General features: G+C 56.8%; 18 protein-coding genes and 1 pseudogene. 12 read left to right on the top strand and 7 right to left on the bottom strand.

Annotated features, from left to right (window positions below):
- Entirely contained in the window at positions 1 to 1,473 is a 1,473-nt protein-coding gene (locus tag MHM85_RS11005) for a cobyric acid synthase (protein WP_239285940.1), read from the top strand.
- Here MHM85_RS11005 and MHM85_RS11000 read toward each other — a convergent pair.
- Positions 1,470 to 2,375 (bottom strand): LysR family transcriptional regulator, encoded by a 906-nt coding sequence (locus MHM85_RS11000; RefSeq protein WP_139528162.1) that lies wholly within the window; start codon positions 2,373 to 2,375, stop codon positions 1,470 to 1,472. The two genes, MHM85_RS11005 and MHM85_RS11000, sit on opposite strands and share 4 nt — an antisense overlap.
- A 148-nt stretch (positions 2,376 to 2,523) precedes the next feature.
- On the opposite strand from MHM85_RS11000, the gene MHM85_RS10995 reads away from it, so the two are divergent.
- The 3 genes from MHM85_RS10995 (at position 2,524) to MHM85_RS10985 (ending at position 6,828) form a co-directional block, all read left to right on the top strand.
- Positions 2,524 to 3,648, top strand: a complete 1,125-nt coding sequence (locus MHM85_RS10995) for a 4-oxalomesaconate tautomerase (protein ID WP_239285938.1) — start codon at positions 2,524 to 2,526, stop codon at positions 3,646 to 3,648.
- A gap of 52 nt (positions 3,649 to 3,700) precedes the next feature.
- Entirely contained in the window at positions 3,701 to 4,807 is a 1,107-nt protein-coding gene (locus MHM85_RS10990; protein WP_239285936.1) for a tricarboxylate transporter, read from the top strand.
- A gap of 77 nt (positions 4,808 to 4,884) precedes the next feature.
- Positions 4,885 to 6,828, top strand: coding sequence for a tripartite tricarboxylate transporter permease (locus MHM85_RS10985; protein WP_239285934.1), 1,944 nt, complete (start codon positions 4,885 to 4,887; stop codon positions 6,826 to 6,828).
- An 83-nt stretch (positions 6,829 to 6,911) separates the two neighbouring features.
- Here the strand turns inward: MHM85_RS10985 and MHM85_RS10980 are convergent, their stop codons facing one another.
- Positions 6,912 to 7,298 carry a RidA family protein gene (locus tag MHM85_RS10980; RefSeq protein ID WP_139528159.1) on the bottom strand — a complete coding sequence of 129 codons (387 nt, stop codon included), beginning with the start codon at positions 7,296 to 7,298 and terminating at the stop codon, positions 6,912 to 6,914.
- Positions 7,299 to 7,480: 182 nt separating this feature from the next.
- On the opposite strand from MHM85_RS10980, the gene MHM85_RS10975 reads away from it, so the two are divergent.
- Both MHM85_RS10975 and MHM85_RS10970 read left to right on the top strand, forming a co-directional pair.
- The gene (locus MHM85_RS10975) at positions 7,481 to 8,041 is read left to right on the top strand and encodes a hypothetical protein (RefSeq protein ID WP_159341883.1); all 561 of its coding nucleotides are present in this window, start codon (positions 7,481 to 7,483) and stop codon (positions 8,039 to 8,041) included.
- Between the two features lie 113 nt (positions 8,042 to 8,154).
- Complete coding sequence (locus MHM85_RS10970; RefSeq protein ID WP_239285932.1) at positions 8,155 to 8,682, top strand: cytochrome b; 528 nt, start codon at positions 8,155 to 8,157, stop codon at positions 8,680 to 8,682.
- 78 nt (positions 8,683 to 8,760) lie between these two features.
- On the opposite strand, the gene MHM85_RS10965 is transcribed toward MHM85_RS10970, so the two are convergent.
- The 3 genes from MHM85_RS10965 to MHM85_RS10955 all read right to left on the bottom strand — a co-directional run bounded on the left by MHM85_RS10965 (position 8,761) and on the right by MHM85_RS10955 (position 12,861).
- Positions 8,761 to 9,939 (bottom strand): VWA domain-containing protein, encoded by a 1,179-nt coding sequence (locus MHM85_RS10965; protein WP_239285930.1) that lies wholly within the window; start codon positions 9,937 to 9,939, stop codon positions 8,761 to 8,763.
- Positions 9,940 to 9,942: 3 nt separating this feature from the next.
- On the bottom strand, positions 9,943 to 10,797 hold the full coding sequence (locus tag MHM85_RS10960; protein ID WP_139528155.1) for a MoxR family ATPase: 855 nt from the start codon (positions 10,795 to 10,797) through the stop codon (positions 9,943 to 9,945).
- Positions 10,798 to 10,887: 90 nt separating this feature from the next.
- Positions 10,888 to 12,861 (bottom strand): sigma-54-dependent Fis family transcriptional regulator, encoded by a 1,974-nt coding sequence (locus tag MHM85_RS10955; RefSeq protein ID WP_239285928.1) that lies wholly within the window; start codon positions 12,859 to 12,861, stop codon positions 10,888 to 10,890.
- Positions 12,862 to 13,148: 287 nt separating this feature from the next.
- Here MHM85_RS10955 and MHM85_RS10950 point away from each other — a divergent pair, with 287 nt between their 5' ends.
- Both MHM85_RS10950 and MHM85_RS10945 read left to right on the top strand, forming a co-directional pair.
- The gene (locus MHM85_RS10950) at positions 13,149 to 14,963 is read left to right on the top strand and encodes an NAD(P)/FAD-dependent oxidoreductase (RefSeq protein WP_153843834.1); all 1,815 of its coding nucleotides are present in this window, start codon (positions 13,149 to 13,151) and stop codon (positions 14,961 to 14,963) included.
- A gap of 31 nt (positions 14,964 to 14,994) precedes the next feature.
- Positions 14,995 to 16,071, top strand: a complete 1,077-nt coding sequence (locus MHM85_RS10945; protein ID WP_275443462.1) for a 2,3-butanediol dehydrogenase — start codon at positions 14,995 to 14,997, stop codon at positions 16,069 to 16,071.
- A gap of 74 nt (positions 16,072 to 16,145) precedes the next feature.
- Here the strand turns inward: MHM85_RS10945 and MHM85_RS10940 are convergent, their stop codons facing one another.
- Positions 16,146 to 16,910, bottom strand: coding sequence for an SDR family oxidoreductase (locus tag MHM85_RS10940; protein ID WP_239285926.1), 765 nt, complete (start codon positions 16,908 to 16,910; stop codon positions 16,146 to 16,148).
- Between the two features lie 177 nt (positions 16,911 to 17,087).
- On the opposite strand from MHM85_RS10940, the gene MHM85_RS10935 reads away from it, so the two are divergent.
- From MHM85_RS10935 to MHM85_RS10920, 4 genes and pseudogenes are all read left to right on the top strand, one after another.
- Entirely contained in the window at positions 17,088 to 18,821 is a 1,734-nt protein-coding gene (locus MHM85_RS10935) for a GAF domain-containing protein (RefSeq protein WP_217352986.1), read from the top strand.
- Complete coding sequence (locus MHM85_RS18495; RefSeq protein WP_239285924.1) at positions 18,808 to 21,990, top strand: response regulator; 3,183 nt, start codon at positions 18,808 to 18,810, stop codon at positions 21,988 to 21,990. Before MHM85_RS10935 ends, MHM85_RS18495 begins: the two co-directional genes overlap by 14 nt.
- Positions 21,987 to 22,379, top strand: coding sequence for a response regulator (locus MHM85_RS10925; protein ID WP_139528150.1), 393 nt, complete (start codon positions 21,987 to 21,989; stop codon positions 22,377 to 22,379). Before MHM85_RS18495 ends, MHM85_RS10925 begins: the two co-directional genes overlap by 4 nt.
- A pseudogene (locus MHM85_RS10920) lies at positions 22,366 to 23,115 on the top strand (Hpt domain-containing protein); the annotation flags it as partial. The gene MHM85_RS10925 and the pseudogene MHM85_RS10920, both read left to right, overlap by 14 nt.
- Before the next feature lie 70 nt (positions 23,116 to 23,185).
- On the opposite strand, the gene MHM85_RS10915 reads toward MHM85_RS10920, so the two are convergent.
- The coding region (locus MHM85_RS10915) for an integrase core domain-containing protein (protein WP_239377730.1) at positions 23,186 to 23,673 on the bottom strand (488 nt) is incomplete at its 5' end.

The raw sequence follows: 23,673 nt of genomic DNA, 5'->3' as shown, positions 1-23,673 counted from the left end.
ATGACCACCTTAATGATTCAAGGTACCACCTCGGATGCAGGCAAAAGTACCGTGGTGGCAGGGCTTTGCCGCGTTCTTAAACGGTGCGGCTTCTCCGTCGCCCCATTCAAGCCTCAAAACATGGCGCTGAATAGCGCGGTGACCAGCGATGGCGGCGAGATAGGCCGTTCCACCGCGCTACAGGCTCAGGCGGCGGGCGTCATTCCCCACAGCGATATGAACCCGGTACTGCTCAAGCCGGAAACCGACCGGGGTGCCCAAGTGATTCTGCGCGGCAAGGTGTACGGCCACATGGACGCGCTGGATTACCACGCCTTCAAGCACACCGCCCAAGAGAGCGTGATGGCGGCCTGGCAGGCGCTGGAAAGCCGCTTTGATGTGATCATTGCTGAAGGGGCCGGCAGCCCGGCGGAAATCAACCTGCGCCAAGGCGATATAGCCAACATGGGATTTGCCGAGGCCGCCGACTGCCCGGTGCTGCTAGTGGGCGATATCGACCGTGGCGGCGTGTTTGCCCAGCTAGTCGGCACGCTGGCGCTGTTGAGTGAGAGTGAGCAGGCTCGCACCAAAGGCTTCATTATCAACCGTTTTCGCGGTGATATTGCGCTGCTGGAGCCGGGGCTTGAGTGGTTGGAAGCACGTACCCAAAAGCCAGTGATGGGTACGTTGCCGTATCTGCAAGGGCTGCTGCTGGATGCCGAAGACAGCATTGGCACCGTGCAGGCTGAAAAAGCGAGCCAAACGCTTAAGGTGATCGTACCCGCGCTGCCGCGTATCAGTAACCACACCGATTTCGATCCGCTGCGCCTGCATCCGCAGGTATCGCTTAGCTTTATCGGCCCCGATCAGCCCATCCCCCCCGCTGATGTGATCATTCTTCCCGGCAGTAAAAGCACCGCTAGCGACTTAGCCTGGTTAAAGCGCCAAGGTTGGGACGCCGCAATGACTCGTCACCTGCGCTATGGCGGCAAAGTACTGGGCATTTGCGGCGGTTTTCAAATGTTGGGGGAGTGCGTCGATGACCCCGACGGGCTAGAAGGCACGCCCGGGAAAGTCGCCGGGTTGGGTCTGTTACCGCTGACGACACGCATGGTGGCGGGTAAGCAGCTTCGCAACGTGAGCGGCGTGCTAATGGGCGAAGAAGCAACGGTCGAGGGGTATGAGATTCATAATGGTGTGAGCGAAGGTCCGGCTTTGAGTAGCCCGCTCTTCGATCTAGGCACCCACTTGGATGGGGCCATCAGCGAAGACGGCCAAGTAATGGGCACTTACCTACACGGCTTATTCGATCATCCTGAAGCCTGCCAAGCGCTGCTGACCATGCTTGGTCTAGCCCAGGCAGGCCGCGTCGATTATAGCGCCCATCGCGAACAGGCCCTGGAGCGCTTGGCCGATACGTTGGAAGCGCACTTGGATATCGACGCGATCCTGGCACTCATTGCATCGCCAAGTACTACTAACAAGCACTGCTAAATAGCCTCTTTGCCCCAGTGCTCTAACAGAAGATCAATGAAGAGCTGCGCGGTGCTGGATAAGCTGTGTGAGTTGCTGCGCACCAAGCCAATCGAGCGCTGAATGCGTGGCTCGGGTAAATCGCGAGAACAGAGCGTGTCGTGATCGGGGCCGGGCATGGTCATGCGCGGCAAAATCGCCACGCCGAGGCCTGATTCCACCAGCCCCAAGGAAGTAGAGAGGTGCTGCACCTCGTAAAAGCTGTTGAGGTGGATACCTTCTGCTGACAGCGCGTTATCCAGCAGCGTGCGGTTGCCACTATCGCGGCTCACGGTGATGAGCCGCACATCCTCTAAATCGCTCCACTCAATCTGCTTTTTGCTGGCCAGCGGATGGTCCGAGCGCAGTGCCAGTACAAACGGATCTCGTAGCAGCGGCGTAAAGCGCACCTCCGAGCTTTGCGCGCTGATCATATTGATACCGAAATCCGCCTCGCCATTAATGACTTTTTCCAACCCCTCGTTGGCGCTGACATCTAAAATCCGGATGCGAATGCCCGGCCACGCCTCGCTAAACACGCGAATGACACTAGGCAAAAAGTAGAAGGCCGCCGTGGGCAGGCAGGCAATCGTCACCGTGCCTTTTTGGTGCGTGACGAGCTCTCGAATGCCTAAAATCGACGACTCATACTCTTCTAACATTCGCCTAGCGCGCGGGAGAAAATCGGCCCCAATGGGCGTTAGCCGAGTCCGCCGTGTGGTTCGCTCAAGTAGTTCAACTTCAAGGAGTTCTTCGAGTTTTTGGATACGCCGCGTCAGCGCAGGCTGCGACAAATGCAGGCGCTGAGCCGCCTCATGAAAGGTGCCCAATTCCGCGACCAAAATGAAGGCCTGAAGGTCAAGAAATTCGAGTCTGTGAAGCATGGGATTCTTGCGCTAAAGCGGTGGTTTGATAACCAATACACATTAATGCAAAAAATGGATTTATAGCAATCTATATTTGCATTTGAGACATTAAATATTGGCTGACATGCTCCGTTCATACAGTCATCGCGAACTATGGCGGAGCGATATGAACAGCATTCCTTGTGTCATTATGCGGGGCGGCACCTCACGAGGTCCCTTTATTCGCATGAAAGACCTGCCCAGTGATCAGGCCCAGCAGGCCGATATTCTGCTTAGCTTGATGGGCTCCGGCCATGCGCTACAGATCGATGGGATTGGGGGCGGTGACCCGCTCACCAGCAAAGTCGCCATTGTGGAGCGCTCATCGCACCCGGATGCCGACGTCGACTATCTATTTGCTCAAGTAGACGTAGTCAACAAGCGTGTCGATTTCAACCCGAACTGCGGCAACATGCTCTCTGCGGTGGGGCCTTATGCTATCGAAACCGGGCTGGTGGAACCCCAGGACGGTACCACCGTGGTGAGGGTGCATAACCTGAACACTCAGCGGCTGATCGAGTGCCATGTGCCCACTCCGGGCAAGCAGGTGCAGTACGAAGGCAGCGTAACTATCAGCGGCGTTCCTGGCAGTGCGGCGGGTATCCAGCTCAGCTTTTTAGACATCATGGGCAGTAAAACGGGCCAGCTTTTGCCCACCGGTAACGCCTGCGATGAGATCGATGGGGTGGAGGTGAGCTGTATTGATGCGGCGACCCCCATTATGCTGCTGCGCGCTGAGTCGGTGGGATTGACCGGCTACGAGTCACCTGGGGAGCTGGACAATAATGCTGCTTTATTAAGTCGCTTAGAGCACTTGCGCCGTGAAGCAGGGCGTCGGATGGGCATGGGGGATGTGAGCCAGAGCGTACTGCCCAAGGTGGTGCTGATTTCAGCGGCACAAGCAGCCTCGCATACGCTGAACGTGCGCTACTTCGTACCGCACCGCTGTCATAAGGCGATTGCCGTGACAGGGGCGATGGCGGTGGTGGCCGCGATTAACGTGCCCGGCTCGGTGGCCCATCATATGGCTCTGGGCACTGAGAAGCTTTCCGCTGGGCAACTGCTCTCACACATAATATTGGAGCATCCTTCTGGTGCTATTGAGTTAACGGCAGAGTATCGCCAGCAGAATGCGTTTGACCTAGCGCGGGTGTCACTCATTCGAACGGCTCGCAAAATTATGAGCGGGCAAATTTTTTACGCGACCCCTCCCAAGGGAGTGGGGCATTACGCCACCGAAACCGTTGATTGAATAACCTGACCTTTATAATGAACCGACAATAATCAATAACAGGAGTATCGCCATGACCACCCTGAAAAACACTCCGCTAAAGACATTCAAGAAAGCGCTACTGGTCGTTGCTTGTTCCACGCTTGGCGCTATCAGTGTGAGTGCTCAAGCGGACAATGTGAACGTGCCTGACACCATCCACTGGACCATTCCCTTTGGTGTAGGCGGAGGAACCGACGTATGGGCGCGCTTTTTCACCACCTGGATGAGCGACCATATTCGAGGCAACCCGACACTGGTGATTGATAACGTGCCCGGCGGCGGCTCTATCAATGGTAGCAACTTGTTCGCGATGCGGGCCGATTCGGATGGCAGCCAATGGATAGGCACCTCGGCGTCCACCCAGTATCCGGCCATGCTGCAAGATCGCCGTGTGCGCTATGACTACGACGACTGGACGCCGATTCTGGCCACACCCACCGGTGGCGTAGTCTATGCCCAGCCTAGCCTCGGTGATACCGCCGAGGACGTGCTCCAGGCCGTAACCGAGCAGCGCGTCAAATTTGCCGTGCAGAGCCATACCGGATTGGAGCTGCCCGTCTTGATTGCGCTGGACTTGTTAGGGGTCGACGTGCAGGCCGTGTCAGGCATGCGCAGCCGTGGCGAAGGGCGGCTAGCGTTCGAGCGCGGTGAAGCCGATATCGATTTTCAAACCACCTCGGCGTATTTCAGTAGCGTAGCGCCGCTGGTCGAGAGCGGACGAGCGGTTCCGCTGTTTTCCCTTGGGGTGCTCGACGACAGTGGCCAGGTCGTTCGTGATCCAGCCTTCCCTGATTTGCCGACCTTCAACGAGGTGTATGAAAACCTGCATGGGGAAGCCCCAAACGGCCCTGCCGCCGAGGCGTATCGCAAGTTCTTCGCTTCAGGATTCACGCTGCAAAAGCTGATTCTACTGCCCAAGGACGCCCCTGAGGCGCTCATCCAAGAGTATCGCGACGCGGCGCGCCGCTTCGTGGACACCGAAACGTTCAAAGAAGCCGCCATGGCTCAGCTAGGCCCCTATACGCCGGTGGTCGGCGAGGTCGTCGAGCAGCACTTGCAAGATGCCATGTCGCTGGATGACGACACGCGCCAGTGGCTCGTCGAGTGGCTGCTCGAACAGCACGGTGCCCGCATTTAACACGCTGGTTCATCAAAGGCACTGTCGAGGCAGTGCCTTTCGGCTCCTTCACACTCAATAACACAAGAGCCACGACAATGTTCGATGTCTTATTCTCCAGTTTGGGACAGTTGTTTACTGTTCCCCATATGCTGTACATGGTGGTGGGTGTCCTGATTGGGTTAATCGTGGGCATCATTCCCGGGCTTGGTGGCATTGCCGGAATGTCGCTGCTATTGCCGTTTCTCTATGGCATGGAGCCGTCTGTGGCTCTTGGTATGCTCATGGGCCTGGTGGCGGTCATTCCCACGGGTGACACCTTTGCCTCTGTACTGCTTGGCATACCAGGCTCTAGCGCGTCGCAGGCCACCGTGGTGGACGGCTTTGCCCTGGCTAAAAAAGGGCAGGCGGCGCGGGCGCTCTCCAGCGCGTTTCTTTCGTCGATGATTGGTGGCCTGCTGGGCGCGGTGGTGTTGACGGCCTTTATCCTGATTGCTCGGCCGGTCGTGCTGTCGTTCTCCTCCTCTGAGCTGTTCATGCTGACGCTGCTGGGGCTCTCGATGGTCGCGGTGCTGTCTGGCAAGGATGTCTTCAAGGGCATTGCGGCCTGCGGAGTGGGGTTGCTGGTGGGCACCATCGGCATGGCCCCCGCCACGGGGGAGTTCCGCTTGCCGTTCGAGATCGACTACCTCTACGACGGTCTGCCGCTCGTCGTCGTGGGGTTGGGTATTTTCGCACTGCCCGAAATCATTGATCTGCTGGTGAAGCGCGGCGCGATTGCCGAGCAGCCGTGCCAGCTGGGCAAGGGGTGGAAAGAGGGCGTCAGGGACGTCGCCAAACGCCCTGGACTCGTCGCTCGCTGTGCGGGTATTGGCAGTTTGATGGGCACGATTCCCGGCTTGGCGGGCTCGGTGGTCGATTGGCTCACCTACGGCCACGCGGTGCAGAGCGCCAAGGATAAAACACAGTTCGGTAAAGGCGACATTCGCGGTGTGATTGCGCCGGAATCGGCGAATAACGCCTGTGCCTGTGGAGCGATGGTGCCCACTCTGCTGTTTGGTATTCCCGGTTCGGGGACGGCGGCGGTGTTCCTGGGCGGCTTGCTGCTACTCGGTCTGCAGCCCGGTGTGAGCATGCTGGAAACCAATTTGGACCTGACGTACACCATCATCTGGTCGTTGGCCCTGGCGAACATCCTCGGCGCTGCGCTCTGCTTGGGACTGGCGCGTCCGGTGGCCAGCCTGACACGGGTGCCGTTCGTGATTTTAGCGCCCTTGATCACTATCTTGATTCTCTTTGCAGCGTATCAAGCCACGCGCTCGCTGGGGGACCTGTTCGCACTTGGTGTCATCGGTGCGTTTGGCGTGCTGTTCAAGCAGGCCAACTGGTCACGCCCGGCCTTCCTGATTGGCTTCGTGCTTGCGCCCGGTGCCGAAGCGTACTTTTATCAGGCTGCCCAGTTCCAGGGGGCTGACGCCTTCATGCGGCCCGGTGTGTTGATCATCGGCGCGCTGATTGCCGCCTCGTTGGTGATTCCCCCATTACGCAGCTACCTGCATGCCCAGCATCAACGAAAGGCGACCACACCGCATACGCCTCTAGAGTCAGCAGAGCCGCTGTCGCTGGGCGCCATCGACGTGGTGCTGCTGGCTAGTCTACTAGCCGGTGCCGCCTACATGTGGTCGACGTTCGCTGATCTTTCCATGCTGGGAGGCATTATGCCCCGACTGGCGATCGCCATCATTGTGGCGGCCTGTGTTTTGGAGATCGTGAGAACGGTCATTAAGCCAATGAAGTGGCAAACTCAAACGCTGAGCCAACAGCTGCTTTGGGTCGCGGGTTTCTTTGCGTTGATTGGGGGCGTGATGGTGCTCGGTTTTCTATTTGCTGCAGCGATCTTTTGTCTTGGGTTCTTATTGGTCGTCGCGCGTATGAAGCCAGTGGCTGCTGTTGGGTTAGCGGCAGGCGCAACGCTCTTCTTGATGGGAATGGCGCATATGCTGACGCTTAACTATCCAACGGGCATGCTGGCGGGCCTGTAACACCACCCTTGAGAAGTAGACGCACAAAAAGCCATTTAATTGGCTTTTTGTGCGTTGGAAACATGAAAATGTGGTGCTGAATATTAGTTGGGGCGTTTGGCCATCAACGTGATTTCTACCAAACTGCCACCGCAGATATGTGGGGATTCGGTGCAGGTCCGCGCTGGATAGCGACCAGGTTCGAAAAAATCCGCATAGATGCTGTCAAACGCGCTGATTTGCTTAAGATCCGCTAAGTGCACGTCAGCGCGCACTACGTCATCAAGGCTGCCACCCTCTTGTTCGAGCATGCGGGCTAGTTCACGCAGAACTAGGCGAGCCTCCTCTTTGATATCGCCCCGCGCCGCCTCTCCGTTAGAAAGATCGGCCACCGTGAGGCCAGAAATAAACATGTAGTGGTCGTCAACTACCATGTGGCTGCCAGGAAAATCCGGCTTTGGCAGGGTCGGGTCGTTGATGAACTGGGTCATATGCTCTCCTTGGCAATAAAAAACGCCTTGCCTTCAATGCGACTCCCCTAGATCAAGAGGGTTCCATCGACAACAGGCTGGTGTCTCCTCGTGCTTTGCTCTACGCTGGCGGGCTTTCATAACCCGTCAGCGCTTGTCGCTACGAAACATGGCGGGGTGAACGAACGTAACGAGAGAGCGTCATGAAGGTAGTCCATGTAAGTCAGAGTGAGCCGCGCGATGCGTGTTTGGCCAAGCTATGCGCCGAGGTGTATGGCCAGCAGGCAGGCTTGACGCCGTTGGTGATCTTTACCGGCACCAAAAATGTACTGTTTGCCCAAGAAGGCGCGCGGTTGTTGGCAGGGGTTGATGGCGAAGGACACCCTTTAGCGCTGGCGCTATTGGTGCTGGATGAAGCGGGCGAGGGCATGACCGTGACTCACGCCTGCGAGTTTGCAAAAGGTGCAAAAGCTCGTTTGCTGAGCGAGCTCAGTCTGAAGGCTCCGCTGCGCATCGATACGCAGGATGAAAAAGCTAAAACGTTCTTTCAACAGTGCGGCTTCAAACGCTGGTTAGAAGCGGAAAATGGCCAGCATATCGGGCTGTCGACTCGCCACCCTGCTAACAGCATTGAGACGCTATCGCCTACGTTAGCGCTGGATGAGGCGCTGATTTTGCGCCGCTTCAAACACGATCCCGTGGCGTTCGCCCAAGCCAAAGAGGCCTTTTTAGCTGGGTTGAATCGCGTTCCCGTGTCGCTCTAGGGCAACGTCGTGTTCCTTTTTTTGCAACCAATTTCCATGCTGTTGTCATGATCTGGTGAGCTGTGCTGGGTAAGATAGTGCCATGGTTCAACGTTTGTTAAGAGGAACAATAGATGGCGCTAGCAGTGATGGACAGCTCTTCGCGTTACGGGTTGGTGAGTCGGGCATTGCACTGGGGAATGGCGCTGCTGTTCGTGTGGCAGTTTAGCAGTGCCGCTGCCAGGGTATGGCTGGAAAATACGGCGATTGAGGGCTTTCTGTGGGGGGGCCATAGCCAAGTGGGTGTCTTGTTGATGGCGCTCGTTGTGGTACGCGCTGTTTGGGCGATGATGAATGCGTCACGGCGTCCGCCCGCGGTGAGCGTAATGGCGAAGCTTGGACACGTGGCGCTTTATGGATTGATGATCGTGGTGCCAGCGATTGCGCTTATTCGCCAGTACGGCTCGGGTCGTGCGCTGGATGTATTTGGGCTGTCTCTCATGTCGGGCGGCGGTGAGCGCATCGAATGGATGACTGACTTAGGCGGTTTGTTACACGGCGAGCTGGGGTGGGCGCTATTCGCCCTGGTGGTAGGCCATGTAGTGATGGCGGTTTTGCACCGCAAACTGACCAACCACAGCATCATGACGCGTATGGCTTAGCCATTCAGGCATTGCAATATGCGCAACGGCGCACCCATTGGGTGCGCCGTTTTCGTTGCTGCTCTAGGCAGTGCGAGGCTATTTGGCGAGCTCGCGCATGGCAGTTTCCAGCCCTTCCAGCGTCATCGGATACATACGGTCGTCGATGAGCTCGCGAATGAGCGTGGTCGAGTAGGTGTATTCCCAAGCGCGGGGAGGCATTGGGTTAAGCCAGGCTAAACGGGGAAATTTCTCGGTCAAGCGTTTGAGCCACACGCCGCCGGCTTCGTCATTGAAATGTTCGACGCTACCGCCAGGATGGGTGACCTCATAAGGCGACATGGCCGCATCACCGACGATGACGACTTGATAGTCCGCGCCGTAGGTATGCAGCACGTCCATGGTCGGAATGCGCTCGTTGCCCCGACGCAGATTGTTGCGCCATACGCCTTCATACAGGCAGTTATGGAAATAGTAGTGCTCCAGGTGCTTGAACTCCGAGCGGGCCGCCGAAAAGAGCTCTTCACAAACGCGAATGTGATCGTCCATCGAGCCGCCGACGTCCAGAAACAGCAGCACCTTGACCGCATTGTGGCGTTCAGGGCGCATCTGAATATTGAGTAGCCCAGCATCACGGGCGGTTTCGCGAATGGTGCCGCTGACGTCGAACTCGTCCCGCGCCCCTTGGCGGGCGAACTTTCTCAGTCGCCGAAGCGCCATTTTGATGTTACGGGTGCCCAACTCCAGCGAGTCGTCGTAATCCCGAAAGCGCCGTTCGTCCCACACCTTGGTGGCACGGCGGTGGCGGGAGCCGTCTTGCCCGATGCGAATGCCTTCCGGGTTGTAGCCGTATGCGCCAAATGGGCTGGTGCCGCCGGTACCAATCCATTTATTGCCGCCTGCGTGGCGCTCTTTCTGCTCTTCCAGACGTTTTTTGAACGTCTTGATGAGCTCTTCGAGCCCGCCTAGCGATTCGATCTTGGTCTTCTCTTCGTCGGTGAGCTGTTTCTCGAATTCGCGGCGCAGCCACTCCTCGGGGATCAGCGCTTCGATGGCGGCGTCCATGTCTTCGATGCCTTTAAACCAGACGGCAAAGGCACGATCGAAACGGTCGAAGTGGCGCTCGTCTTTGACCATGACCGTGCGCGCTACCTGGTAAAACGCCTCCATATCGGCAAATACCACGCCGCGCTCGACCACGGCGTGAAGGTCCAACAGCTCCCGCAGCGAAACGGGGACACCCGCGCGTTTGAGGGTTTCGAACAAGCCTATGAACATGGCTTAGCGCCCGCTGCTCTTTTGGCGACGCATCATGAACGCCAAGCGTTCCAACAGGTGGGTATCCTGCTCGTTTTTGACCAGCGCACCAGCCATGGGCGGCAGTGCCTTGGCGGGGTCACGATGGTAGAGCGCTTCCTGGGCTAGCTCGTCGGCCATCAGCAGTTTGAGCCAATCGACCAGCTCCGAGGTGGAGGGCTTCTTCTTGAGGCCAGGTGCGCTGCGCAGGTCAAAGAAGACTTCCAGCGCCTCGCTGACCAGTTTCGGGGCAATGTCAGGAAAGTGAACATCGACGATGGCCTGCATGGTTTCGCGATCGGGGAACTCGATGTAGTGAAAAAAGCAGCGGCGCAAAAAGGCATCCGGCAGCTCTTTTTCGTTGTTGGAGGTGATGACGATGATGGGGCGCTTTTCGGCGCGGATGGTTTCGCCGGTTTCGTAAACGTGAAACTCCATGCGATCCAGCTCTTGGAGCAGGTCGTTGGGAAATTCGATGTCTGCTTTGTCGATCTCATCGATCAGCAGGACTACCCGCTCATCGGCGCTAAAAGCTTCCCACAGTTTGCCGGGCTTGATGTAGTTAGCGACGTTCTCGACGCCCTCTACGCCCAATTGGGAATCGCGCAGGCGGCTCACTGCATCGTACTCGTAAAGCCCCTGAGCGGCTTTGGTGCTGGATTTGATGTGCCAAGTGATCAGCCGAGTGCCGAGGGCGTCTGCCAGCTCTTCGGCCAGAAGCGTCTTGCCGGTGCCGGGTTCGCCTTTTATGAGCAGCGGGCGCTCGAGCATCACGGCAGCATTCACCGCCTGCTTGAGCGCATGGGTTGCGATATACGAAGAGGTGGAGTCAAACGCCATAGTGGGCCTCGGCTTGTCGAAAGCGTGGTGAACATCAGATTCAAACAAGTGTACGTGAGGCTGGCTGCCCAGGCCAAGCGCCGTCCGCTGTCAGGCCTTGTTCGGCGGCACGATGCCCTGGCGCTGCATTTGCCGATATACCGTTGGCCGTGAAACCCCCAGCTCGCGGGCCACGGCGCTAATGTTCCATTGGTGTTGCTGCAGCTGAATGAGGAGTTGGCTATCGGCGGCCTCGTTTTCAGGCGCGGTGATGGCTGGCGATTGGGTAATGCGCTGGCTGAGGCACTGTTCGGGCAGGTCATGTACGGTGATTTCGTTGCTCTCGGCGGTGGCCAGGGCAAACGCTAGGGCGTTTTTCAACTGGCGTATATTGCCTGGCCAGGCGTAGGCGAGCAGGGCGCTGATAGCATCGGCCCGCAGCCGTGGCGCTGAGCTTGCGCCGCGCTCTTTGACCACATCGCTGAAAACTTGGCGAATCACATAGAGCTTGTCGGCGCGTTCACGCAGCGGTGGTAGGCGTAGCTGGGCGCCGTTCAAGCGGTAGTAGAGATCTTCCCGAAACTCCCCCCGCGCGATCATGGTATCGATATGGCGGTGGGTGGCGGTAATCACTCGGATGTCGATTTTTTCCGGTTTATTGGCGCCTAGTGGCATGACCTCACGCTCGGCAAGTACGCGCAGCAGGCGGGTTTGTAGCGCCAGTGGCATATCGCCGATCTCGTCTAGAAACAGCGTGCCGCCATGGGCCTGAGGGATCAGCCCGCGCATACCTTTTGCACGCCCGCCGGTAAACGCGCCGGGCTCGTAGCCGAATAGCTCGCTCTCGATCAGCGCTTCGGGAATCGCCGCACAGTTCACCGCGATGAACGGGCCTTTGGCGCGGTTGCCGCTATCGTGCAGTGCGCGGGCAACCACCTCTTTGCCGGTGCCGGTTTCGCCGCTGATCAACACGTTGACACTGGCCTCGTTGCGCAGCCGTTCAGCCAATTTTTGTAGCTTACGTATCGCGGGGTCGTCGGCGCCCAGTCGTTCTAGCGGCGTCGGCAGGGACGATGCGGGCTGGTCGCGGGATACGATCCGCGGCCTACGCGGCTCTAGCAGGCTAATAAAGTAGATGGCATTGCTGGCGCGGGCGCGAAATGCCCGCAACTGGTCGTTGGTCGCGCTGTTGATGCTGAGCACATCGGCAATCTCGCACTCGAAAAGCTCGCTGAGCATGGGCGCGTGTTGGGCAGACCACGGCGGCCAGCGGCGCTGGTGGTCCGCTATCAATTCGCGGCCCACGGCGTTGGCGGCAATCACTTGGCCGTTCTCTTCTATCGCGATCAGCCCCCGGCCATTCACATGGACGAACTCTCGCGAGGTATCCAGGCGAACCATCAAGCAGTCGCGGTAGCGCTGCAGGAAGTAGGCGTCTTCAATCATGCGGGCGTAGAGCGTCACCAGCGAGAGGCTAAAGTTCTGGCTCTCATGCTGGGCAGGCGACTGCAGCGCGGAGATATCCAGCACGGCCATGACGTTGCCTTGCGGGTCGGCGATGGGGGCGGCGGTGCAGGTAAGCGAAATATGCGTGGCGTCGAAGTGCTCCTGACGGTGGCAAATGATCGCTTGGCGGTCGTGTAGGCAAGTGCCTACGGCGCAGGTACCCGCGAAGCGCTCGTCCCAGTCGGCTCCTAAATAGAGGCCCGCTTTGCGTAGCTGCTGGTCTTGATTGGGATTGCCTCGAAACTCCACGGTAATGCCGCGATGATCGGTGAGGAGCAGCACGTAGCCGAGCTGGGCGATTTGTCCATACAGCTGCTCGACCCCGGCGCGGGCGACGTGCAGCAGCTCATCGACGGATTCCCGGTGCTCGATCAAGGTTTGCTGGGGCACCACCCGGGCAGGGCGTGGTTGCGTAGGGTCGAGCCGGTATTCGTTCAGACAGCGCAGCCAAGAGCGGCGGATGGTGGCCTGCGCCGGTAGCTGCGGTGCGTCCACGCCTTCACCGAGCTGGAAGATGTGCTCGATATGCTGGCGCTGCACGGAGGCCAAGCGTGTCGGTGGTAGTGATGGCGTCGGCATGGCGAATCCATACAGAATTATTGTTGTACCTCCAGACTATGCGCTTTGTCGTGCGTGTCAACGAGGCTGTGTTACGCCGTTAGTCGTGCGTTACACCTGTAACGTTAGCCGTACACGAGGTGTGACAAGTGTACAGGTGGTGCGTTGGTGGATAGCAAGCCGAAAATCTTTTTTGTTTAAATTTTTCAATTGCTTATTGATTATTTTGCACATTTGGCACGGCGGGTGCTTAGGGTTGAGTGTCTTATCGACAGTTCAACAATAACAACGACCTTGGAGTACCCGCGATGACTCACACAGAGGTAAGAACCCCATCCCACGCCACCAGCACCGTCAACGCATGGCTACAGGAGTTTGATGAGGCGCTGCAGGCACGCGATAGTCAGCGCGTGCTGACGCTATTCAACGACGAGTGCTATTGGCGCGACTTTCTGGCGTTTACCTGGAACCTAAAAACGTGCGAAGGCAAGGAGGAAATCCAGGCCATGCTCGATGCCACGCTGGCCCGCACGCGGCCTTCTCAGTGGCAGCTCGATGGGGAGGCCAGCGAAAACGGCGATACCATCGAGGCGTGGTTCACGTTCAAAACGGCCATTGCCAGCGGCAAAGGCTACCTGCGTTTGAAGAACGGCAAGTGTTGGACACTGCTCACTACCATGCAGGCGTTGAACGACTTCCCCGAACCGCGCAATCACCATCGCCCCAAAGGGGCCGAACATGGTGCCAACAAACAGCGTGAAACCTGGCTGGAAGCCCGTGAACGTGAGGAAGCCGAGCTTGGTTACACGCGCCAGCCCTACTGCGTGATCATTGGTGGTGGCCAGGGCGGTATTGGCTTGGGGGCGCGGCTGAAACAGATGGGCGTGTCCACGATCATCATCGAGCGCAACGAGCGCGCGGGGGACTCTTGGCGCAAGCGCTATAAATCTCTCTGCTTGCACGACCCGGTATGGTACGACCACCTGCCTTACATCCCCTTCCCAGAAAACTGGCCGGTGTTTGCCCCGAAAGACAAAGTGGGCGATTGGCTGGAAATGTACACGAAAGTGATGGAGCTCAATTATTGGAGTTCCACTGAGTGTCAGAATGCACGCTTCGATGACGCCGCAGGTGAGTGGATCGTGAACGTGAAGCGCAATGGCGAAGAGATCACGCTACGTCCGAAACAGCTGGTGATGGCTACCGGGATGTCGGGGATGCCCAACGTGCCCAAGTTTGCAGGCGCGGAGAGCTTCGAGGGCGAGCAGCAGCACTCCAGCCAGCACCCAGGGCCGGATGCCTACGCTGGTAAAAAATGCGTGATCGTGGGCTCGAATAACTCGGCTCACGATATTGCTGCCGCGCTCTGGGAGCATGATGCCGATGTCACCATGCTTCAGCGCTCCTCGACCCATATCGTCAAGTCGGACTCATTGATGGAAGAAGTGCTGGGGCCGCTTTACTCGGAGGAGGCCGTCGCGGGCGGATTGACCCACGAAAAAGCAGACCTACTGTTTGCCTCGATTCCTTACAAGGTGTTGCCCGATTTTCAACGTCCGGCGTTCGATGCCATTAAACGGCGTGATGCTGAATTTTACCAAAAGCTCGAAGACGCGGGCTTCATGCTCGACTTCGGTGACGATGAGTCTGGCCTGTTTTTGAAGTACCTGCGCCGTGGCTCGGGCTATTACATCGATGTGGGGGCCTGCGATCTGGTCGCCAATGGCGATATCAAGCTGCGCAGCGGTGTGGGTATCGAGCGGATCAATCCGCGCTCGATCACGCTCACCGACGGCAGCGAATTGGACGCTGATCTGATCGTCTACGCCACCGGCTATGGCTCGATGAATGGGTGGGCGGCTCGACTGATTTCTCAAGAGGTAGCGGACAAGGTGGGCAAATGTTGGGGATTAGGCTCTGACACCACCAAAGACCCCGGCCCGTGGGAAGGGGAGCTGCGCAATATGTGGAAGCCCACCCAACAAGAGGCGCTGTGGTTCCACGGTGGCAACCTGCACCAGTCCCGGCACTACTCTCACTATTTGGCGCTGCAGTTGAAGGCGCGTATGGAAGGACTAGATACCCCCGTCTATGGGCTGCAGCCGGTTCACCATGTGTCTTAAAAGCCATGTGTCTTAACAGAAAGGGCAACCTATGAGCCAGTCAACGGATCAATCACAGATGCAGGCCGCGGTGTGGTATGCGGCGAAAGATTTGCGCGTCGAACAGGTGCCGGTGCCGACCATCGATGACCCCCATGCGGTGAAAGTGAAAGTCGCCGCCTGCGGTATTTGCGGCAGCGATTTACACGAATACGCCGCCGGGCCGATTTTTATTCCGGTAGGCAAACCGCATCCGATCAGCGGCGAGCAGGCACCGATCATCATGGGCCATGAGTTTGCCGGCGAAGTGGTCGAGGTTGGTGAGAAAGTGACTCGGGTGAAGGTAGGCGACCGTGTGGCCATTGAGCCGATCCTCTCGCCTAATAAAGATGGCGCTTATCAGATGGAGCGCTACAACCTGACGCCGCTACTCGGCTTTCACGGCCTTTCCGGCGGTGGCGGCGGATTCTCTGAGTTCACCGTGATGGGTGAGCATATGGTGCACAAACTGCCGGATGACCTTAGCTTCGAGCAAGGTGCGCTGGTCGAGCCTGCGGCGGTCGCGCTGCATGCAGTACGCCAGAGCAGCCTCAAAGCCGGGGATAGTGCCGTGGTGTTTGGTGCTGGGCCGATTGGCTTAATGACCATCGAAGCCCTCAAAGCTGCGGGAGCAGCGCAGATCTATGCGGTGGAAGTCGCGCCTTCGCGTAAAGCCAAAGCCGAAGCGCTGGGCGCCATCGTCATCGACCCACAGCAAGAAAACGCGGTGGAAAAGCTGCAAGCATTGAGTAGTGGCGGGGTGGACGTGGCGTTCGAAGTGACCGGCATTCCCGCCGTGCTCAATCAAGCGCTGCACAGCACCCATGAGGGCGGTGAAGTGGTGGTGGTGAGTATTTGGGAGTCAGAGGCCAGCTTTCAGCCTAATGACTTGGTGATCAAAGAGCGCACCATGAAGGGCATCATTGCCTATCGCCATGTGTACCCAGCGGTGATGGCGCTGATGCAACGGGGCTACTTCCGCGCCGAGGATATGGTCACTCAACGCATTCCGCTGGCGGATATCGTGGAGGAGGGCTTCGAGGCGCTGTTGAACGATAAGGCGCAAGTCAAAATCATCGTCACGCCATAAACCAACGTGGAGTTGCCATGCAAAGGCCATCCTTCGATGGCCTTTTTTGATGCGGTAACGTCGCGCGCAGGCCGCTATTCGGCATAGATCATTTTGCGTGTCATGCCGCCGTCGACGACGAAATTCTGGCCGGTAATAAAACCAGACTCTTTAGAGAGCAGAAAGTGAGTGAGTGAAGCGATGTCTTCGGGGGTGCCCACGCGGCCGGCCGGGTGTTGTTCGCGATCGATATCCCGGTGCTCCACCGACTGCTGTCGGCTGGGTTTTTGCCAGTCGCCCACTTCGATCCAACCGGGGCTGATAGCGTTGACGCGAACATCAGGCCCCAGGCTGACCGCCAGCGCATGCGTCAAGGCGACGATGCCGCCTTTGCTGGCGGCGTAGGCTTCACTGTCCGGCTCGGATTGGATGGCGCGTGACGAGGCCATCAACACCATGCTGCCGCCGTGAGGACGTAAGTAGACAGCGCCATGTTTGGCACACAAAAAGGCACCGGTGAGATTGGTGTCCAAGTAGGCCTGCCATGTCTCTAGCGAAAGCTGCTCCACCGGGCCATGAAAAGGGTCGGCAATGCCGGCGTTATGCACGATACCGTTTAGCTGCCCAAAGTGGTTGACACTTTTTTCGAGGCTGGCCATCACCTGGGCTTCATCGCTGACATCCGCTGTGAGAGTCAGCAGTTGCGACGGATGAGGCAGCCTTTGCGCAGCGGCGTCGAGGGCTTCGCCATCAATATCGGTAATGACGACACGGTGTCCCTTGGCCAAAAGGGTATGGGCAATGCCCAGACCGATGCCTTGGGCGCCACCGGTAACGTAGTAGGTGCAGGGTGAGGTCATGAGTGCGTTTCCAAAGTGGTTGAGTCGTAACCGGCTGCGAGTAGTGCAAATGTAAAATATCGATACAGCCAGCGACAGCACCCACATTAAGGCATACATTGACAGTAACTAAACGATCTTAGCGGCGCTATGCCCGATGGATAATATTGGCGGTTAGACACCTTTGAGGTTTCTGTCATGGTGGAGAGTGAACGAGCGCGGCTGCTGGCGTTACATAGTTTAGCCATTTTGGATACTCCGCCAGAGGAGCGCTTCGATCGGATCACCCGATTGGCTACTTCCATTTTTGACGTGGACATTGCGTTAGTGTCATTGGTCGATGAGGAGCGCCAGTGGTTCAAGTCACGTCAGGGCATTTCGCTGACGCAGACCTGCAGAAAGGAGTCTTTTTGCGCGCACGCCATTCAAGGAGAGAGCATCTTCGAGATAGAAGATGCCAGCCAAGATTCCCGCTTTGCTGACAATGTGCTGGTCACCGCCCGTCGCGGCATTCGCTTCTATGCAGGCGTGCCGCTGACCACTGCCAACGGCTTTCGAGTAGGCACCTTGTGTATCATCCACCCCGAGCCGCGCCGTTTGAGCCCTTCCCAGCGTCAGGTGTTGACCGACTTGGCGGCGTGCGTAGAAGATGAAATCAATCGAATTGGGCTGGAAAATGAGCTTACCAGGGTCAACGACGTTAAACGACAGTTGGCTGACGATGAATCTCGCCAGCGTTCACTGGTGGACGCATTGGCCGCACTTAACGATATCAGCACCTCTAATCATTTAGGTATCGATAGGCAATTTCAGGAAGCGTTGGCGTTGGGCTGTCGCTATCTCAATCTTCAAATTGGCATCATTAGCCGTATCCATAGAGGGGTATTCGAAGTCGTCGCCGTCACGGCGCCGAAGGATGTCACGCTGGCGGCCGGCCAGTGCTTGCCCTTGGCCAATACCTACTGTGACATGACGCTAAAAACCAGCGGTCTATTGGCCGTTCACGATACGACCGAGAGCGATCTTAGGCATCATCCGTGTTACGACACCTTCGGCCTCAAAGCGTATATGGGATCGTCGATTCAACTGGGTGATCAGCTCTTTGGAACGGTGAGCTTCTCTTCCGCCGATCCTCGCCAGCACCGTTTTGCTGAAACCGACACACTCTTCATCAAGCTATTGAGCCGTTGGATTGGCTCGGCGTTAGATCGGCAGCGAGTCGATGCACTGAAGAGCGAGTTCGTTTCCACGGTGAGCCATGAACTTCGTACCCCACTCACGGCCATGGCCGGCGGGTTGAAGCTAGTGCTGGGCGGTGCTACTGGAGAGCTACCCGAGAGCACCCACAAGATGCTCTCCATGGCATTGAAAAACGGCGAGCGGCTGTCTCTGTTGATCAATGATCTTTTGGATATCGAAAAACTCTTGGCGGGGCAGCTCAATGTTATTTGCCAGCCAAGAGAACTAGGAGAACTGCTCAAGGCTGCGCTACTTGAAAACCAGCCTTATGCCGATCAGCATGGCGTTGCTTTACGGTTGGAAACGCTATCGAAAGACCGTTTTATTAACGTCGATGTATTGCGCTTTCAGCAGGTCATGGCCAACTTACTCTCTAATGCTGCAAAGTTCTCTCGGCTTAACAGTGACGTCGTTATATATTGTGACGAGTTTGATAAAGAGATACGCATCAACGTAAAGGATAGCGGGTGCGGAATACCTGAGGCGTTTAGGGGACGGATTTTCCAAAAATTTTCGCAAGCAGATGCGAGTGATCGACGCGTTAAAGGAGGAACGGGTTTGGGGCTTTCAATTAGTAAGGCGATGACCGAACAAATGGGGGGCACTATCGGTTTTCAATCCACAGAGGGAGAAGGTAGTACGTTTTACATAACTTTCCCTTATGCGGAGGTGCCTACGCGTGTTCGGCACTGAACGAATCGGACGCTTCAATGGGGCTCCTTGGTATCTAGGTATTCTGTTTGCGTGTCTGCTCGTCGCTGGCGTGGCGGGCAATATGCTACAGCTTTCGGTACTGTTTAACGTTTTTTTCGTATTTGGCTCGGTGGCTGTCATGCTAGCCGTTGCTTGGCTGGGGACATGGCCAGCGGTACTGATTGGGGTCGCCTCAGGCGTTTATACTTATGTCTTTTGGGAAAATCCCGTCACCGTCATGGTGTTCATCCTAGAGGCGCTCGTGGTCTCTTGGCTTTACCACCATAAAGTCAAAAACTTGATCATTGCTGCACTGATCTTTTGGACGGCGATCGCCGCCCCGATCGACTTTCTATTATTGCCTTTGTGGTTAGGATGGAGCCAAGAGCTAACGCTGCTGGTGTATTTAAAACAAGCCATTAACGGTGTTTTCAACGCGGTCATCGCTAGCGCGATCATTATTATTTGTGGGCTATCTCAACGGTCTTGGCTGCCGACGGCAGGGGCTTTATTAAGGCTCAAACATCTGCTGTTTTGTGCCCTATTGTCGGTCACATTGATGACGGGTATTCCGCTGATTCTGTACGAAGGCCATGCCATGCGTCAGGGGCAAGAAAACTTTGTCAACCAAACGCTCAATGCCATGGGCAACGAGCTGGTGGGGCGTTTGTCGGAACCCGGGGCCGATCAGCGTTTCATTTACCATATTGGCCGAGTAAGAGCAGAGAGCAACGTCAATATTGGACTACTCGATGCAGAGGGTGAGCTGCTGGCACAGGTAGGTCATCTCAACTCACTAACGCTGGCATCTGGAGATGAACTCATCGATCTAGACGAGCGCATGCGTATGTGGCTTCCAGGCAATTTGGATAACCCGGCCGTTCGCTTTTCTCAGGGGTTTTATACACTACAGTTACCTGCCCGCGGCGTAGGAGGTGTCGATCACGTATTATTAGAGACGCCGGCATTGCCTACCGTGCGTGCCATGGAAGCTTATCGGACCGTTTTGTTTGCCATGTTAGCGGCAGTATTGATCTTTGGCATCGTGGCGGCTGAACTCTTGAGCCGTATGATTACTCAGCCGCTAACCCGTCTCGGCAAAAAAGGGCGGACGCTGAGCGATTCGATTGCCAAAGGCAAAACGCCCAAACTTCCCGACAGTCGCATCGTCGAGTTCCAGCAGCTTTCTAATTTATTGGGTGCGATGAGCGCGGAGCTCAGCGATGCGTTCAAACGCCTTCGCCATACGCAGAGCAATTTAGAGCGCGAGGTCGATCAACGCACCAGAGCACTCGCCAGTAGCAACGATTTGCTGAGCTCGGTGCTCGATGCTGCCGTGGATTTTGCCATTATCGCCATGGATACCCAGGGAGTGATCAAGCTATTCAACAAAGGTGCTGAAGACCTTTTGGGATATCAGGCGAGCGAGGTCATCGGATTGCAAACTCCCATGCTGTTTCACGATGCCGACGAAGTCGAACAGCGGCTCCTCGAACTGAGCCAGAGTGCAGGCCATACCTTGACGCCCTTGGAGGTGTTTACCCACCGGGCTGCCCTGGAAAAGCGCGATGTCAACGAGTGGACCTATCTGACCCGCGCGGGCGATCGTGTGCCCATCAAGCTGGTGGTGACCGCTATTAAAGATCAGCAAGGCACGATTACCGGTTACTTGGGCATTGCCGAAGATATTTCTGAATCGAAGCGCGTCGAGCAAATGAAAAACGAGTTTGTCTCGACCGTGAGTCATGAGCTGCGTACGCCGCTTACGTCCATTTCGGGAGCGCTGGGTATGGTCGCTGCTGGGGCGCTTGGCAGCGTGCCGGATACCGTCATGCGTATGGTCAACATCGCGCATAAAAATAGTCAGCGGCTCACCCACTTGATCAACGACCTGCTGGATATCGAAAAAATAGCCGCCGGTAAACTGGCGTTCGATATGCAGTGGCAGCCGCTGCAGCGTTTACTGGAAAGTGCCATCGAGGAGAATCGCCACTATCGCCATGAGCGGCAGGTGACGTTGACGCTGGATAATCCTCATCCCGATACACAGGTGCGTGTCGACGGTCAGCGGCTTCGTCAGGTCATGGCGAACCTGCTCTCCAATGCCGTGAAGTTTTCGCCGGAGGGTGGGGAAGTCCAAATCAGTGTCGATAAGCAAGACCATAGGATGATGGTGACCGTTAAAGACGATGGGCCGGGAATTCCTGACCACTTCAAAGGCCATATTTTTAGTAAGTTCGCACAAGTCGATGCCTCCGACTCGCGGGCGAAAGGGGGAACGGGGCTGGGTTTGGCGATTACGCGCGAGCTAATCGAGCACATGGAAGGTGAGATGGGCTTCGATTCAGAAGAGGGCAAGGGCAGCTGTTTCTGGTTCTCCCTGCCTCTTCATCCCTCGGATACTCATAGTGATTCGCGGGGCGCTGACGCGGGCCGAGTGCTGGTGATCGAGGATGATCCTTCCGTCGTGCGTGTTCTTTTTGAAACATTGGCTCAAGCCGGTTTCGAAGTGGACTCTGGCTTGGACGGTGCCATGGCGCTAGAGAAACTGGCCAACCAACACTATGACGCCATCACCGTCGATATTGGACTACCCGACATGAGCGGTTTCGATGTGATTCATGCGCTGCGACAGCAGCGGGCGTCGAAGCATACCCCCGTCATGGTGGTGACGGGGAGCATGGAGCGAGGCGGTGTCGCTCTGGAAGGTCACTTAGAGGACATCGCTTGGTTGGCAAAACCCATTCAGACTGAACACCTGCTAGCACTACTCAGCGAGCAGATGCAGACTCATCAAGAGCGCCTGAGGCTGCTGCATATCGAGGATGACCCCGACCTCCATGCGGTCATACGCGCCATGCTGGATGAGCATGCAGAGTGTGATCACGCGGTGAGCGTGGCCATGGCACGTCGCCACTTAGCCTATCGACGCTACGATGCCATTATTTTGGATATTGGTCTGCCTGACGGCGAAGGTTGGGATTTACTAGAGCAGATTCGTGAAGAGCAGCCCCACGCGCGAATCATTATCCTATCTGGGCAGTCCATCAGTGAAGCAGATCAACATCGTGTCGAGACGGTGTTCTTGAAATCGCGTATTAGTCCGACAGAGTTGCTCGAGGCAATTCAACAACGAACCCAACTGGTCCAGATGGTGGATAACGAATGAGCAGCTTAGAGCGTATTTTGTATGTAGAAGATGATCCTGATATCCAAACGGTAGCGACACTTGCTCTCGAAGTCGTCGGTGGTTTTAACGTCAAAGTCTGTGCTTCAGGGGAGCAGGCATTGGAAGAAGCCGAAGCGTTCGCCCCAGACATGATTCTACTCGATGTCATGATGCCTGGTATGGATGGGCCATCGACTCTAGCGGCGTTGCGTCAACGCTCGAGTCTCGAGAAAGTGCCTATCGCGTTCATGACCGCCAAAGTACAACCCCACGAGGTGGATCAACTCATCGCACTCGGTGCCGAAAGCGTGATTGCCAAACCGTTCGATCCCATGACCCTGGCTAATCAAGTTCGCACTCTTTGGGAGCAGGCGTGTGGCAAATCATGATCAACAGTCGCTAGAGCACAAACTGGCACTGCTCAAACAAACCTATCAGCATAATCTGCAAGCCGAATTGGCATCGTTGTGCAGTGTGCTCACGCGTTTGCAGCAAACGTTACGTGCTCAGCTAATGGTCACCACCGAGTCCTTGTCCAGTGGCGACCCACAAGCCCCTCGGAATACGTTGACCGATGTCTACCATCGACTACACAAACTGGCAGGGTCGGCAGGGACGTTTGGTTTCGATACGATCGGCAGCCAAGCAAGGCTGTTGGAAAATGGCCTTAAGCGCTGGCTGGAGGAGAGCGATCAAGCCATCGATCTTCAGCTCGTCAACGTGGTGAGTAGCCAATTACAGTCGATGCAAATCGAGCTCGTGCCTAGTTTGCAGCAGGCGCCTAGCGTTGATGGGCCTCAAGAAATCAACGGCACATCCGCTAAGATTTGGCTGATCGAAGAAGATGACGAGCTCGGTAAGCATATCCGTGAACAGTTGATGAACTTCAGTTATGACGTCCGTCTTTTCGACTCTGTGCCAGAGGCGTGCCAAGCGATCGCCAATCAGTCTCCCGATATTTTGATCGTAGACGCCATGGCAGGCGTGGGACACCTTGCACCGTTGCAAGCGCTCTCTTGCCCACTACTTTTCATCAGCGACTGTGACTCCTTCGATGCACGTATGCGAGCGGCACAGTTAAATGCGCATGGCTATTTTTTGAAGCCACTGAACATACCGCAATTGGTGAACCGTCTGGAGCAGCTTCTTCAAGAGCGTCAATCGCGATGCCTGTCAAGCTTGTTGGAACCTGGAATCAGGCGGCTTCTAATCGCTGATCGCGTTGAACCAGCGGGTCTTCCCGGTCCGGGTTCAGCCAGACCGTCCGGCGCGGTGTCCAGTTCCGAGTGGCACCGCTCCACCGACCGGGATGTTGTCGTTTCGCCTCGGCATAGATGGCGTCTCGCCTGGCTAGCACTTCGTCATCCTGGCCAGCATGCCGCTCACCCGGGGTAACGAACCGTATCGCGCTGTGGCGGTGCTCGTGGTTGTACCAGTGAACGAAGCCGGTCACCCACTGCTGCGCCGCTGTCAGGTTCTCGTAGCCATCCACCGGGTAGTCGGGCCGGTACTTGCATGTCCGGAACAGCGACTCCGAGAAGGCGTTGTCATTGGAGACTCGGGGGCGGCTGTACGACGGGGTGATGTTCAGCCGCTGCAGCGTCGCCTGGAGCGTCGAGCCCTTCATGGCGGAGCCGTTGTCGGCATGCAATACCAGTGGCTGATTGATGCAGCCCTCGCGCA

Origin of the sequence: Halomonas sp. McD50-4, assembly GCF_022348135.1 — a bacterium.
Lineage (GTDB): Bacteria > Pseudomonadota > Gammaproteobacteria > Pseudomonadales > Halomonadaceae > Vreelandella > Vreelandella piezotolerans.
This window is presented reverse-complemented; position numbering and strand designations above follow the sequence as displayed.